14 protein-coding genes and 1 riboswitch are annotated in these 15,328 nt (G+C 41.2%); of the genes, 2 read left to right on the top strand and 12 right to left on the bottom strand.

Features of this window, described 5'->3' with window-relative positions:
- Window position 1 precedes the first annotated feature (1 nt).
- From M1G14_RS07880 to M1G14_RS07860, 5 genes are all read right to left on the bottom strand, one after another.
- Entirely contained in the window at window positions 2-895 is an 894-nt protein-coding gene (locus M1G14_RS07880; protein ID WP_013903975.1) for an ABC transporter permease, read from the bottom strand.
- A 10-nt stretch (window positions 896-905) separates the two neighbouring features.
- Window positions 906-1,883: an ABC transporter substrate-binding protein gene (locus M1G14_RS07875; RefSeq protein ID WP_049522839.1), complete on the bottom strand. Its 978-nt coding sequence runs from the start codon at window positions 1,881-1,883 to the stop codon at window positions 906-908.
- A 408-nt stretch (window positions 1,884-2,291) separates the two neighbouring features.
- Window positions 2,292-3,641 (bottom strand): hemolysin family protein, encoded by a 1,350-nt coding sequence (locus M1G14_RS07870; RefSeq protein ID WP_049522840.1) that lies wholly within the window; start codon window positions 3,639-3,641, stop codon window positions 2,292-2,294.
- Window positions 3,642-3,756: 115 nt separating this feature from the next.
- Window positions 3,757-5,238 carry an AcpB/EbpR/MafR family transcriptional regulator gene (locus M1G14_RS07865; RefSeq protein ID WP_049522841.1) on the bottom strand — a complete coding sequence of 494 codons (1,482 nt, stop codon included), beginning with the start codon at window positions 5,236-5,238 and terminating at the stop codon, window positions 3,757-3,759.
- A gap of 136 nt (window positions 5,239-5,374) precedes the next feature.
- Window positions 5,375-6,502 (bottom strand): AI-2E family transporter, encoded by a 1,128-nt coding sequence (locus M1G14_RS07860; RefSeq protein WP_049474010.1) that lies wholly within the window; start codon window positions 6,500-6,502, stop codon window positions 5,375-5,377.
- Window positions 6,503-6,576: 74 nt separating this feature from the next.
- On the opposite strand from M1G14_RS07860, the gene M1G14_RS07855 reads away from it, so the two are divergent.
- Entirely contained in the window at window positions 6,577-7,368 is a 792-nt protein-coding gene (locus tag M1G14_RS07855) for an ABC transporter ATP-binding protein (RefSeq protein ID WP_024054785.1), read from the top strand.
- A gap of 211 nt (window positions 7,369-7,579) precedes the next feature.
- On the opposite strand, the gene M1G14_RS07850 is transcribed toward M1G14_RS07855, so the two are convergent.
- The 7 genes from M1G14_RS07850 to trmL all read right to left on the bottom strand — a co-directional run bounded on the left by M1G14_RS07850 (window position 7,580) and on the right by trmL (window position 13,636).
- Window positions 7,580-9,634 (bottom strand): cation:proton antiporter, encoded by a 2,055-nt coding sequence (locus tag M1G14_RS07850; RefSeq protein WP_049474011.1) that lies wholly within the window; start codon window positions 9,632-9,634, stop codon window positions 7,580-7,582.
- A gap of 12 nt (window positions 9,635-9,646) precedes the next feature.
- Window positions 9,647-9,901, bottom strand: a complete 255-nt coding sequence (locus M1G14_RS07845; protein WP_049474012.1) for a hypothetical protein — start codon at window positions 9,899-9,901, stop codon at window positions 9,647-9,649.
- Entirely contained in the window at window positions 9,894-10,451 is a 558-nt protein-coding gene (mnmM, locus tag M1G14_RS07840) for a tRNA 5-(aminomethyl)-2-thiouridylate-methyltransferase MnmM (protein WP_049474013.1), read from the bottom strand. The genes M1G14_RS07845 and mnmM overlap by 8 nt, the downstream gene beginning before the upstream one ends.
- On the bottom strand, window positions 10,435-11,394 hold the full coding sequence (gene mnmL / locus M1G14_RS07835) for a tRNA modification radical SAM protein MnmL/YtqA (protein WP_152903638.1): 960 nt from the start codon (window positions 11,392-11,394) through the stop codon (window positions 10,435-10,437). Before mnmL ends, mnmM begins: the two co-directional genes overlap by 17 nt.
- 53 nt (window positions 11,395-11,447) lie before the next feature.
- Window positions 11,448-12,098, bottom strand: coding sequence for a phosphatase PAP2 family protein (locus M1G14_RS07830; protein ID WP_049474015.1), 651 nt, complete (start codon window positions 12,096-12,098; stop codon window positions 11,448-11,450).
- Window positions 12,088-12,645 carry an ECF transporter S component gene (locus M1G14_RS07825; protein ID WP_003005658.1) on the bottom strand — a complete coding sequence of 186 codons (558 nt, stop codon included), beginning with the start codon at window positions 12,643-12,645 and terminating at the stop codon, window positions 12,088-12,090. The genes M1G14_RS07830 and M1G14_RS07825 overlap by 11 nt, the downstream gene beginning before the upstream one ends.
- Window positions 12,646-12,862: 217 nt before the next feature.
- Window positions 12,863-13,012, bottom strand: a riboswitch (FMN riboswitch).
- Window positions 13,013-13,093: 81 nt separating this feature from the next.
- Entirely contained in the window at window positions 13,094-13,636 is a 543-nt protein-coding gene (gene trmL, locus M1G14_RS07820; RefSeq protein WP_003008338.1) for a tRNA (uridine(34)/cytosine(34)/5-carboxymethylaminomethyluridine(34)-2'-O)-methyltransferase TrmL, read from the bottom strand.
- A gap of 333 nt (window positions 13,637-13,969) precedes the next feature.
- Here trmL and trkA point away from each other — a divergent pair, with 333 nt between their 5' ends.
- The gene (gene trkA / locus M1G14_RS07815) at window positions 13,970-15,325 is read left to right on the top strand and encodes a Trk system potassium transporter TrkA (protein WP_049497801.1); all 1,356 of its coding nucleotides are present in this window, start codon (window positions 13,970-13,972) and stop codon (window positions 15,323-15,325) included.
- The last annotated feature ends 3 nt before the right edge of the window (window positions 15,326-15,328 follow it).

Below are 15,328 nucleotides of genomic sequence, written 5' to 3'. Positions count from 1 at the left end.
CCTACTTATTTCCTAACTTCAATCCGCGAACACGAAGACGTTTTTGCGCCTCAGGAGCGAACAAGACAATCGCGAGCAAGATCGCATTGAAGAGACGAACCATATTTTGATCGAGATTTGGGATCTCATAAATATTTAAGATAATCAAACGGTACACAATAGCTCCAACCCCGATGGAAAGCAAACGCCAACCAATGGTCAATTCGTGGATCAAAACTTCTGCGATAATCACAGCACTCAAGCCGACTACGATCGTCCCTGTACCAGAAGTCACATCTGAGAAACCATCATTTTGTGCAAACATGGCTCCACAAAGGGCAATCAAACCATTCGAAATCATGTAGCCCAACATCTTCATGTTATCTACATTGACCCCATTGGCCTCACTCATTGGAATGTTATCACCAGTCGAGCGCAAAACCAAGCCAAGTTGCGTCTTCATTAAGAGAGTTAACAAGATACAGACGATGATCAAGCAAGAAATGCTAATCAAAAAGACAGCTTCTTCATTAGAAAGACCTAATTTCATCACACTCTTGAAAATGGTACTAGAATCTCCGATAGAAAGGTTAGGAACCCCTCCCATGATTTTGATATTGATAGAGTAGAGACCGGTCAAAGTGACAATCCCTGTCAAGAGGGCTGGAATTTTCATTTTTGTATGGAGAATTCCAGAGACCAATCCTGCGATCATTCCGGCTAGGAAGCCTAAAAAGGTTGCAAGCCAAGGATTTCTTCCGGCTTGAATTTGGGATGCTACAACTGCTGCCCCAAGTGGAAAGGCTCCTTCTGCCGTCATATCAGCAATATCTAAAATTCGAAATGTTAAGTAAACACCGATCGCCATGATCGACCACAATAAACCTTCTGATAAACTTGATAAAACAAAATTCATCTCAAACCTCCTATTTTTCTACCTTCAACGAGCTAATATCAATTCCAAGCTCTTTAGCCATCTCTTTATTGGTGTGCAATTCTAATTTTTCAGGTGTTTCAACTGCGACTTTGCCGGTTTTCTCACCCTTCATGATGCGAATGGCCATCCGAGCAGCTTGTCTTCCCAATTCCTCATAATCAGTACCAAAGTTGTACAAGCCACCAGTAGCCACCATTTCAGCAGAACCTCCAAAAACTGGCACCTTATGGCTGATAGAAACCTGTTTGACAGTGTCCATTGTAGAAGAGATAATATTGTCCGTCGGAACAAAGACGATATCTGCCTCTGACATGATACTATCTGCTGCAGCTTTCACATTGTTACTATCAAGAATTGTTTTTTCAACCACTTGATAGCCTTTAGCTTCTAAGATCTTCTTCGCATTGTCTTTTTGGACGACGGAGTTAGGCTCACTTTGCGTATAGAGAATCCCAACTATTTTCGCCGTTGGAAGCACTTGCTTAATCATGTCTACCTGTGTAGCGATCGCATCTTCTGACTGGTCACTTGTCCCTGTGATATTGCCACCTGGTTCTTTCAGGTTTTTCACCAATTTCGCTGCCAAAGGATCTGTGACAGCTGAGAAAACAATAGGTGTTGATTTAGTGGTATTAGCCAAACTTTGTGCAGAAGGGGTTGCAATCGCAAAAACTAGATCACTTTTCTCCGCCAATTGTTTGGAAATGTTTTTCAGATTTCGTTGCTCTCCTTGAGCATTTTGGAAATCAATCTGGATATTTTTCCCATCCACATATCCCTCTTTTTTCAACTCCTCGATAAAGCCTTTTCGTGTCGCATCGAGCGACTTATGGGTGATGTACTGGGAAATCCCAATTCGAAAGACATTGTCTTTTTTAGTATCCTTTAGATTGTGTAAGGTCACCAATGATGTTAACAGAAGTCCTACAACCAGGACAGGTGCTAGCAATTTTTTCACTACTTTCATTTATTGACTCCTTTTCTGCAAAATAAACAAAAAATCCGCTTAGATGATACTCTAAACGGATGCTTGAAATTCTCCAACAAGTTACAAAACCTCGGTCCATTTAGATACTAGCTCTATGGACCATCATCAAAAATCTTAGCCACATAGATACAAACGAATTGCTTGGGTTGTTTGCATCCATGAGATCATGTCTACAAACACTATCTAAAGTAGCTAAAGTAAAATTTTTGAGTTGAAATGGCTTGTTGCTTCATGTTTATTTTCTGCTTTCTTTATTTATGGGTATTATCTTACCTTAATTTTTTTTGGCTGTCAAGACTATTTCAGAAATTTTTGAAATTTTTTGAAAATTCAACTGTTCCTGACAAGAAAAAAACAGAGGCTGGAACACGTCCAAGCCTCTATTTTTTAATCTTCTTTTGATTTTGTTTCTTCATCTTCCTCGACGATTTCAGAAATTTCAACTTTCACCTTGGTCACACGACCATTTTTTACTTTGTCATTTGTCAAAATGAGGTGTTTCTTTTGACTATCGACTTCACAGCTGAGTCGTTCTTTCAAGGATGGAATCCGCCCAACTTCAGTCAAATAATACCCTGCAATAGTATCCACATCATCACTTTGCAACTCAACATCAAAATATTCGTTAAAGTCATTTAGTGACATGGCTCCTTGTACGACATAGGTATTGTCCGCAATTTCAAAGACATCAATTTCTGCTTTGTCAGTCTCATCGTCAATTTCACCGACGATTTCTTCCAAGAGGTCTTCAAGAGTAACCAAACCAGACATCCCACCATATTCATCAAGCAGAATAGCCATTTGATTTTGGGTATTGCGCAATTCCTTCAAAAGATCATCCACAAAAATAGTCTCTGGAACAAACAAAGGTTCTTGTAAAATCTTTCTTAAGACAATATTATCAAAGCCATTGATAAATCCTTCGTTCAAGAGACGTTTGGTATGGATGAGACCGATGACATTGTCCTTGTCATCATCATAGACAGGAATCCGTGAAAAGTTTTGCTTAAGGATACTTTCAATGATTTCTTTGGTATCATCATTGATATCAACCATGAAGGCATCCGTCCGTGGCACCATGACTTCACGCGCTACCATTTCATCTAATGAAAAGATCCCTTGGAGCATCTCAATCTCGTCCGCATCTAGTGTTGCTTCACTATTGGTCAGCATATACTCGATTTCATCCCGCGTCATCTTTTCATCCGGATCATCGAATTCCATTGGCGTGATACGGCTCAAAAGGTTGGTCGACGCTGAAAGTAACCAAACAAAGGGGCTAACAATTTTTCCTAATAGAATCACAATCGGAGCCGTTCGAACAGCTAACTCATCTTTCAGGTTCATAGCGATTCGTTTCGGATAGAGTTCCCCAAATACGATCGAAATATAAGTCAAAAACGCTAGAGATAAAAAGCTTCCAGCTGCAACAGCCGTTTTAGTATTGCCCATCCATCCAGCAATGACATGACCAAGACTATCTGCAAGACTCGCCCCAGATAAGATGGTAATCAAGGTGATCCCCACCTGAATAGTGGATAAAAAATGGTTGGGCTGTTCCAAAACGCTAAGAAGACGAATGTATTTTTTATCCCCTTCTTCTGCTTTTTGCACTACACGAGAACGATTCAACGATACCATTGACATTTCGGTTGCCGAGAAAAAGGCGTTCAATAATGTCAAAACAATCAATAAAATAAATTCCAATAAAATTTCCTGACTGCCAGGGTCTTCCATGGATACTTTCCTCCAGTATATAATATTGTATATTATACCACAAAATATGAGAGCCTGCATTCTTCTATGTCATTTTCTTTTTTCACCATCAAAAAATCAGGACCAGGTCCTGATTTTAGTGCTCTGCACTGGTAAAATCATAAAAGAAGGCATTGAGTTTTTCAACCAGCTCTAGCGATGAGAGACTACTTGTACAGATAAAAGGTTTTTTCTTTAATTCCGGCATCATAAAGTTGGCCACCACGACATCTGCATCTGAAGCTTCGATATCCTCTACTGTTAGATTATACTTGATCATCTGAGTAAATTCAAAGTTATCCGTACAGTAGAAATCTAGAAAATCGATCATGGATTTAGCATGGTGGTCATCAAAACGACTGATAATCAAGACCTTAATGGACTTCCGGCGGCGCAATAATTGTGGTAAGAGACGTTCCCAGTGAGTGTAGACCGTGTAGATCATGTGCTTGATAATTTCTTCATTCAGATTATGCTTCATGGTCTTCATATAAGTGATGATATGGTCTCTCAAATCATCATAGAAGGCTGGGAAGATGCTCATAAAATCTTCGTTGGTATTGGTCTTGGTATCAAATAAGAGGAACTCCGAGAACAATTCCTTCCGACCTAAGTGAGCTGTATTATGAACGTGCATCAACATCTCATCAAGATTTTCGATATCTAAATCATAGGTATAGCATAGATCTTTGAACATATCTTTAATGAGTCTAGTGGATTCTTTTGCATAAGGATCTGTTTCTGCGGCCTCAATCAAGCTTTCTGGGCTGAAATAGAAATTTTCTTGAATAAAGATGATGAAGAACTGCTCCAGCACTTTTTCATTTAACTCGACACCCAACTGCAAGCTAAAGTAGCGCAACATCTCCTCAACATTGGTCACCCCTTGATATTGATCTTTATAGGCTTCAAAGGTCGTTGGAATGTTGATGAAATAGCCTTGCTTAATACGTGATAAGTACACTGTCAAGAGAACTTTGTAAGACTTAATGACAGAGAAGGTCAATGGATAGCCATAGAGCTTGAAGAAGAAGGTGATCAAATCGGTCACGGCCTCTTCCTTAAATTCTGGGAAAGGCCATTCCATATAGTAATAACGCTCTGCAAAATATTGGGCATAAAAGAAACGAACATCGATCTCATTCCCAACAAGGTTCAAGGGTTTCAAATCAATTTTCACATTGTATTTAGTTTGAAGTTTCTGATTAATTGTCCGAATCAAGCGATAGAAAGATTGGTAACTCAGATCAAACTTTCTGCAAATATATTCATTGGAAACATCCTTGTGGAAGAAGAGGTATTCAATCAAGGCGAAGGCTTGTGATTCTTTAAAAAAGTGATGGTAAATCACCTCAAGCCCAACCGAATCCTCATAACTGATCTTGATCCCATTGGTAGAGGATTCAATTAAAAAGTCATCAAATGTACTACGAAGATTAGACAAATCTTCTTTTAACGAACGTTCTGTACAATCCAAACGCTTGGCCAACTCTTTTAAGTGGAACCATCTTTTTTCCTTAATCAAGATTTCCAATAATTGCAATTGGCGTCTTTGTTTTTTCGATAAGAGCAGTCTCATCTTTTCCTACCTTTTCATATTTTCTTTCAAAATCACTTATATTTTAACACATTTCATAGCACTTGTTGACTTTTTTCCAGCATTTTTTCAAAAAACTGTACAAAAAAGACTCCAAGGCCCATATAGGCGCTAGAGTCTATGATTTATTAATGATACCAAATTCTTCTTTTTTCTTCTGCTCCTTAGCAGCACGGTGGTTATCATAAAGATTTACCAAGAATTTTACAATTTCTTTTCCAATCGAATAGACTGGAATCGCAACGACCATCCCGATAATGCCGTAGATATTACTTGAGAGCAATAAGAGAACCATAATGGTAATCGGGTGAACCTTCATCACGCCTCCAACGATACGCGGATAAAGAATATTCCCATCGATCTGCTGGATAATCAACATGTAAATGACTGCTTTGATCATCATATCCACATCTGTGAAGGCATAGGTGATGATCATCGGAATCAACCCGATGGTTGGTCCTACATATGGAATGAGATTGGCCAATCCAGAAAAAATGGCAAAGACCAAAGCGTACTTTAATCCAATAAAACTATAGCCAATGTAGGCTAGGGTTCCAATGATAAAGGCATCGATCGAAATCCCACTAATATAGCGAGAGACCGTTTCATTCAAACTAATCAAGAGGCTTGAAATGTGGAGTTTGTCATTGCGTAAAATGGTCCGCTCCAACATCGGTAATAACTTCTTCCCATCGACCAAGAAATAAACCAAGAAGACAGGGGTCATGATCAAGATAAAGACCGTATTGACAATGGTGTTAACCACACTTCCTAAACTGTTGGTCACACTATTCAAGAGATTTTGTAGGATATCCATATATGAGAGATTCAACTGTTGAATCGTCGACTGGATATTCACATTCTGGAACAAAGGATTGGTTGAGAGTTTTCGAACCAAACTTTGAACTTCCCAGTAAAGTCCTTGAGTTGAATTGATCAAGCTGGTTAACTGATTGATTAAGATAGGGAGCAGATAAAAGATTCCTAAGCCAATGATCCCAAACAAGAGTACTAAGGTGATCAAAATCCCAAACACACGCTTGATTTTTAAATGTTTTTCCAACAATTCAACAATCGGATTGGTAATGTAATATAAAAAACCTGCAATTAAAAATGGTAAGAGGATGGTATTCAGAACAGATACAAATGGAGAAATTAAAGTCCCCATTGATTTCCAAATATAGAAAATCACCGTCAATAATAAGATCTCACATGTCCAGAATAACAATTTACTATTTCGAAACATTCCTTACCTCCTGTTTTCTATTCTACCATATTTTATGATAGAATAAAGGAGATTTTAATCAAAAGGATGAAGTTATGAATAATTTGATTGAACTACAAGACGTCAATTTGATCCGCAATGGAAAAGCCCTTTTAAAAGAGATTAACTGGCAAGTAAAAGAAAATGAATGTTGGGCGATTTTAGGCCTCAATGGGGCAGGAAAATCGACCCTCCTCAAACTGCTCATGTCTGAATACTGGGCTAGTTCTGGCCAGGTAACGGTCCTTGGAACCCGCTTTGGAGAAGGGGGTATTCCTGAGTTACGTAAGCGTATTGGGATCGTTAGCTCCTTTATTTCAGAAAGACTGCCAGAACATCTTTTGACAGAGCAAATTGTCCTAACTGGTCAATACAAGAGCAGTATTTTATATGCTGCATACGGGGAGGAAGAACTGAACTGGGCACGGGATATGCTGACTTCAATTGGGGCTAGCTCTTTGATCGGTCGCAAATACCGGGAGCTCTCCCAGGGAGAAAAGCAGACAGTCCTCATTGCACGAAGCCTCATGGACCAGCCAGATCTGATCATTTTTGACGAAGCTTCTAGTGGATTGGATCTCTTTGCCAGAGAAAAACTCCTCCGTCAGATCCATCATATCAAACAACTGGATCACGCGCCTACCATGATCTACGTCACCCACCATGCCGAGGAAATTACAACAGACATGACCCATGTCCTCTTACTCAAACATGGCCAAGTGGTCGAGCAAGGACCAAAGGAAAAGATCCTAACTCCCCATGTCCTTAGTCAATTTTATGAAGCACCAGTATCCCTTATTGATCTTGGTGATGAGCGACTCTTTGTCAAACCAGAAATCGCACACTGAAAAGAAAATGAATAAAGCAAAAAGAGAGTGGGACAGAAATCGGTAATTCGTCAGAATTCGATTTCGTCGTCCCACCTCCGCACAGTTGAGTAGGGCTGTAAAAGCTGATGAAATCAGCGTAGTAGAGTCCACTCAACCACTGCGTCTTGATCGACAATCCAAAAATAATTGAGAGGCTAGGACTTTTGTCCCAGCCTCTTTTACTCTTATCTCAACGATTCCGTGCATACTCGATCAAATCGTATGGAAGCGTATTGGCACTTTCTCTTAGGGAATAGCTTTCTAATTCATTGACATTTTGACGCATACGGCGCGCTTGCTTGGCGGTAATCAGGTGTTGCGCTTCATATTCAAAAATAATCTTACGCTCCAAATAATAGCCTCTCAACATTTCATCGATATTATTTGGTTTCACGCGATTAATAACCCGCTCCACAAAGGCCCCACTGGTAATAATAGCAGTTTCTCTCAGACGAGATTCTTGTAGGAAAGAGATCAAACTGCTCCGATAAATCCCCTTGAGATCTTCCAAACTTTCGATAATGATTTCTGTATTGGCCAAATAAAGGGCCGCAATCTGGTCATAATCAATGGCCTCTAACTTACTGTCTTCTCGGGTCCACCAGTTTCGCAAGCCAGACCCAAAAGTTAAGATCTCATGGACGAATAAACGCAAAAGACGGAAAGACACCAAGAGGTAATAGGTTAAGCGAGACGAAAGATTGCGATTGACACGTTGCTCCATATTGCGAAGATAGTGTTGGTAGACACGGTAGCCCCGCTCTCGAATCTTCCCTTCTTCATAAGCCTGTTCCAAGCCGTCACTTTCAATACTCAAAATCAAGAGCTTCAACTGTTCCCAGTCCTTTTGAATGAGCCTGTTTTCTTGGCCCAGAATTAAGTTTTCTATGCGCCCATGGTAGTTATCAATCGCCGCATATAAGGGACCTTTGTGCTTGCTATTCTTTAGGTCTGCTTCTAATTCCATGACGACATCATTTAAAATCGCGATCTGCATCAGGTAGTCATTGGTTTCTTCCTTGTCTTCTGATAATTTTGGAAGTACCACTAAGCCAGCAATAAAGCTGACAAGGGTAACTCCTGCCACTAAAAAGAGTAGGATAGGGTATTCTTTTTCGATCTTGGTTGGAATCAAAAGAATCGTCGCAATCGAAACCGTTCCCTTCACACCCGAAAAGGTCAACAACAAGGCATCTTTTAGATAATTTCTCAACGATTTTTTTAGTCGAACCGTTCGGAACCAATAAAAGAGGTAAACCATGACAAAACGAATCAAAAAGAGCAAGGCTGTCAACAAAAAGACAGAAAGAACTAAAAGAAGATTATTGTAAATGGGACTACTTAAGATGGGCTTGGCAATCATTTCCAATTCCATTCCTAAGATGACAAAGACCGAACCATTTAAGATAAAGTTGACCGTATTCCAGACAGTATGACTCACAGTATCTACCCGCGCTTCAAGGAGGGTAATGTGCTTAAAGCGACTGGCTTTTAAGATCCCTGACACAACCACTGCAATGATACCAGAGACATGGAGTTCTTCTGCTAGGAAGAAGGTCAACAGAGGGAGGCTCAGTTCTAATAACAATTCACTGGCAATATCACTAGCGCGAACACTCAAGAGCAAGGTTTGCAGCCACCGGTTCACAAATGCCGTCAAAATCCCCACTGCAAATCCTCCAATAATGGAGATTCCTAAGGAAACCCCTGCCTCTCCAAGGGAGAAACTTCCGGTCGCAAGGGCTGCCAGGGCCACTCGAAAGGCAACTAGACCTGAGGCATCATTTAGTAATCCTTCGCCTTTTAAGATATTCGAAACCCGCTTTGGAAAGCTAAAGCGCTCAGACAGGGAAGCAAAGGCTACTAAGTCTGTAGGACCAAGGGCCGCCCCTACTGCCATACAGGCTGCTAAAGGAAGACTCAGCCATAAGGAGTGAGCTGCCCAGCCCAAACTAATGGTTGAGATAAAAATCACTGGAAAAATCAAATAGAGGATGACCCGCCAGTGTTTCAAGACAGAAGTAATATCTGCTTCTTCTGCCTCTCGAAATAAAAGAGGGCCAATGACCAAGGCCAGAAAGAGCTCGGTATCCAGATGAAAATTTTCTTCTGGGACAAAGAGAGCCCAACCAATCCCTAGTAAAATTTGAATCAAGGGTAGAGGAAGACTCGGCACAAGTTTATTCGTGGCATTTGAGACGATCAAAATCATCGAAAAGATCACTGCATAAAGGAGTAGTTCCATATCACTCCCTCCTTAGCGTTCTTGGCAGCAGGTCTCAAATTGCTGTTTTAACTCCGCAATCTTTTGGTCTGTCTTGGTTACATCCTTGTGCTCAATCTTCTTTTGGCACCGTTCCATCTCAAGCGAAACCAATTTCTTTTTTATTTTGAGCATCTTTTTGGTCATATGGGCTTCATCATAAAAACCCATTGCACGCTCGTGGATGGTTGATTCAACAAAATGATGTCTCAATCCTTCGATTTTATTCTTTAAATATTCTTTATCCATGACGGTAGCTTTCTAATTTTTCGATCATGACCAAAAAGGGTGGCTGATTCACTTGATTCAGTGTCCGGTAGATAGTCGCTGTATAGTCTTTTTGAGGCAGATGACTAACAAAGTCCAGCACTGCATCACGCTCGATGTCTCCTCCCTCATGACCATAATAGATCATAATAGCCATTCGCCCACCTTTTTCTAGGCGAGCACAGATTTTTTCCATCGCTTCAATCGTGGTAGCTGGAAGAGTAATGACCGATTTATCTGCAGATGGCAGATAACCCAGATTAAAAATAGCTGCTTTGAGGGTCTCCACATATTGGTCCACATGCTGGTGGCCATCCAAAATCAACTGGACATGTTGAAGACCCAACTTCTCCAATCTTTCTTGAGTATTTACAAGTGCCTGCTCCTGAATATCAAAGGCATAGACCTGGCCTGCTAGTTGAGCTAAAAAGGCCGTATCATGTCCATTTCCCATGGTCGCATCCACCACCACATCTTCTTTGGTGATGACTTCTGCTAAAAATTGATGGGCCATTTCAAGTGGTCGAAGCATTGGCAGTCTCCTTTTCTTCTAGCTTACATCCTTGGGTACTTCCACGCCGACGCATTTCAGTTTCAATAGCATTTAGGACTTCCCATTTGTTGAGACTCCACATAGGGCCAATCAACATATCCCGTGGCGCGTCCCCTGTAATCCGGTGGATGACAATGTGTTTGGGGATGATCTCCAACTGGTCACAGATGACCTTGACATATTCCTCCTGGCTCATGAGTTGAAGTCGTCCTTCATGATAGTCCCGTTGCATCCGTGTATTGGTCATCAAATGCAAGAGGTGCAACTTGATGCCATCAATTTCATTATCGGTCACACAACGGCGAACATTTTCCACCATCATCTCATGGGTCTCCCCAGGAAGGCCATTGATCAAATGGGAGACGATCTCTGCCTTGGGCACCTGTTGGCGAATACGCTTGACTGTTTCAACATAGAGATCATAACTATGGGCTCGATTGATCAATTCAGAAGTCGCTTCATAAGTCGTCTGAAGCCCCAACTCAATCGTCACATGCATGCGTTCTGTCAGCTCTGCTAGGTAGGCCAAGGTCTCATCTGGTAAACAATCCGGACGCGTACCAATGTTGATTCCTACCACTCCTGGTTCATTGATGGCCTGTTCATACCGCTCTCGAATGACTTCCACTTTATCGTGGGTATTGGTGAAATTTTGAAAATAGACCATGTACTTCTTCACATCTGGCCATTTCCGATGCATAAAATCAATCTCTTTGTAAAACTGTTCTCGAATCGGAGCTTCTGGGGCCACAATGGCATCTCCTGAACCCGAGACCGTACAAAAAGTACAGCCACCGTGGGCGACTGTTCCGTCTCGATTGGGACAATCAAAGCCTGCATCAATAGGGACTTTAAAGGTCTTTTCTCCAAATAAGGTTCGATAATAATCATTCAAGGTATTGTAGGATTTCATACCCTTCATTATAGCAAAAAAAGAGTCGAACTCAAAACGCGAGTTCAACTCCTATTTGTTAGTTATTTTTGCTTGCCTGTAAAGCGCCATTGAAATCGCAAGCGATCATACAAGGGATACTCAAACTGTAAGACAGCAAGACCCAAAATCATACTGCCAAGAACGTCTGATGGATAGTGGACCCCGACATAAACGCGGGAAACCACAATGGTCACAATTCCCAGAACCAGCAAGCCTTGAAGGCAATAGCGGGCTGTTTTATGTTTTACATGTTGGCTGATGATGATGATCAAACTTCCCAAAACAAGGGTAGACGCCAGTGAATGACCACTCGGGAAAGAAAAGCCTTTTTCCTCTACTAGATGAAGAATACTTGGTCTCGGTCTCTGGTAGATATTCTTTAGAAGAAGAACCAAAAGACCAGTCAATACCAGATTGCTTCCAAGGAAGAGGGCTTCACTGTACCACTTCTTATAGACAAAGACCGCCAGCAAAAGACCCACCCAGATGACAATGATCTTGGTACCCATGACATGGGTCACCTTGGTAAAGAAGGCCGTCAGTGCTGCAGGCAGATCGCCTCGAATAGCAGATTGAATCGTGCTATCAAAGCCTGTTAATTGTTGCGGGTAAAAGCGAATCACATACCCAAGAATGACAAAAATGAGAAGGGCGAAGCTTGCCTTCGCCCAATGTTGTTGTTTATTTTTCATATTTTTTTAAAATCGGTTGCAATAAGGTATAGATCAACCCAAATGCGATGGCCCAAATCACCCCTTCGATCAGGTTAAACGGTGCAACCATTGCGGCTAAATAGTGGACAAGCCCTAGTGTTTTCGAAATATCATAATTCATAAAACGAGCATACAAAGGGATTGCATAGACATAGTTTACCAATACCATCGTGATACTCAAGCTGATCGTTCCAACAATCGTTGCCAGGACAAATCGGCCATGGGTCCGTTCCTTGTTCCAAATCCATGCAAAAGCAAGAACAAAAACAAGAACTCCAATGATATTGATTGGTAATCCGATCAAGGTTTCAAGCCCCTTATTATTGAGGGCTAATTTAAGGACAGATCGGATCAAGGTTACCCAAACGGCACTTTTAAAATCCAACAGGACCAAGGCCAACAAAATGGCGATGATACTCAAATCAATTTTGAAGAAATCTATCAAGAAAGAAAATTGATAGAACATCAAAATAAAAGATAAAGCGGATAAAACAGCCACTAGGGTCAGTTTACGTGTATTTGTCATAACAGGTTCCTCCAATTTTTACAAAATTAGAGAAGCTGGAAAGACGTCTACTCCATCATTCTACTCTAAACTATTTAAACAAAGCTTAAACTAGAAACTATTCTAGTTACTTTAGCTGGTCTCCATCGAAACATGCCGTTAGTCAGTCTTAGACTCCAACGTACTATTCCCATGCATCAGCTCTAAACAGATCAGAATAGCTGTCAGTCTATTCGTCTCTCGTCTTCTCCCATCCAGACTATACTGTCGGTTGTGGAGTCACACCACATCAGCTTGCGCTCGCGGACTTCTTTTAGACTATGGAAAAGAACATTTCCTCGTAAAAGTCACCGCCGGTCGGGAATTACACCCTGCCCTGAAGACCCTTTTATGATAACAAAAAAAACTTGCCTAGGCAAGTTTTTGTAACTTTATAGATTACATCGTTCGGTTTTTTAGTTTTCATCGGCTATTTGAGCTTATCATGCTCATAACGATGGCTCAACTCCAGCCCCTTAAAACCTTGCTGGCGGAGTGCCTCATAGACAATCATGCAGACAGTATTGGAGACATTTAAACTACGGACATGCTCATCATTCATCGGAATGCGAATGGCCTTCTCCTCGTGCTGGCGCATAAAATCTTCCGGCAAACCTTTATCCTCGCGTCCAAACAAGAAATAATGGGACTTCCCATCCTGATAAGAAACATCCGAATAGGTCTGATTTGCAAACTTGGACACTAGGTGTACCTGACCGTCGCGCGCCGCTTCCATAAACTCTTCCAGGCTATCATAAAAGCGGACATCCAGCTTGTCCCAATAATCAAGTCCTGCTCGCTTCATTTTGCGATCATCGATCGGAAAAGCCATGGGGCGAATGATATGTAAGGGGGAATTGGTCGCCGCACAAGTCCGTGCAATATTTCCCGTATTTTGTGGAATCTGAGGTTGGAACAAGACGATGTGGTTTTGAGCAGCTGACTCTTGGTAGTCCAGTTCTTCAATATTCATACTCGATCTCTTTCTGATAAAAAAATAGCCACACTGCCCGGAGTCAAGCTCAGCAAACAGCGTGGTTACAGCTTCATTAACTTAACTCACAACAGGTTTGAGGTAAATCAACGAAGGTACTTTCTAAGTATATCACTTTTGAAGCTCCTGTCAATAGTTTTTTTAGATTTTTTTAAGAAACTTTATCAAAGTTTTCGATCCCTCCTCGTTCTACTCTTTTGACGATTTTTCCTACTTGTTCTTAGCTTCTCAATATTCCACCAAAAAATCCTTAAAAAAGATGAATTTTTCTTGAAAATAGAGTATGATAGAAGCATACTCTGGAGGTATTCTATGAAAATTATTGTTGTTGGTGGAGGAAAGGTCGGAACGGCCCTTTGTCGTTCTCTCGTTGCTGAAAACCACGATGTTATTTTGATCGAAAAAGACGAATCCGTTCTTAACCATATTACCAAACGGTTTGATATCATTGGAATTTTAGGAAATGGGGCAAACTTCAAGATCTTGGAGCAAGCAGATGTTGAAGACTGCGACATCTTCATTTCCATGACCGAGTACGATGAAGTGAATATGGTCTCTGCTGTTTTGGCTAAAAAAATGGGAGCCAAAGAGACTATCGTTCGGGTGCGGAATCCGGAATATTCCAATTCCTACTTCAAGGAAAAAAATATCTTGGGCTTCTCCCTAGTTGTCAATCCGGAATTGCTGACAGCTCGCTATATTGCCAATATCATTGACTTCCCAAATGCCCTTTCTGTGGAGCATTTTGCCAATGGCCGAGTTGCCTTGATGGAATTTAAAATCAAGCCAGATAGCAATCTCTGCAATATGAGTCTATCCCAATTCCGGAAGAAATACGGAAATGTCATTGTTTGTGCAATCGAGCGTGGCAACGAACTCACCATTCCAAACGGAGATTTTGTCTTGCAACCTCAAGACAAGATTTTCGTAACAGGTAACCGGATCGAGGTCGTTCTCTTCCACAATAATGTTCGCCCTCAAGTCATTAAGAGCATGATGATCATTGGTGCTGGAAAAATTGCCTATTACCTACTCAATATTCTTCAAGATGTACGTCGCAAGATCGATCTCAAGGTTTTAGAAGTCAATCGTGAACGGGCGGAATTCTTTAGTCAGGAATTCCCTGATCTCTATGTCGTCCATGGAGACGGAACTGCCAAAGACATTCTTTTAGAAGAGAGTGCCAATAACTTCGATGCTGTGGCTACTTTGACAGGGGTCGATGAAGAAAACATCATCACCTCCATGTTCTTGGATTCTGTCGGCGTCAAAAAGAACATTACCAAGGTCAACCGAACCAGTCTGTTGGAGATCATTGGCGATCAAGATATGACCAGTATCGTAACGCCAAAACGCATCGCCGTGGATACTATTATGCACTTTATTCGCGGACGTTACAATGCACAGTTCTCAAACCTAGAAGCCCTGCACCATGTCGCAAACGGTCGGATTGAAACCTTGCAGTTCCAAATTAAGGAAGACAATAAACTAACCCAATATCCCCTCTCTGAATTGAAATTGAAAAAAGGCGTCTTAATCGCTGCCATTATTCGAGATGGTAAGGCGATTTTCCCTAATGGAGATGACCGTTTGATGGTAGGAGATCGGATTATCGTGACCACCTTGATTCAAAATGTCACTAAAATCTACGATCTACTTGAGAGGTAAGCC

The sequence above is a fragment of the Streptococcus parasanguinis genome (genome assembly GCF_023109675.1).
GTDB classification, from domain to species: Bacteria; Bacillota; Bacilli; order Lactobacillales; family Streptococcaceae; genus Streptococcus; species Streptococcus parasanguinis_I.
This window is presented reverse-complemented; position numbering and strand designations above follow the sequence as displayed.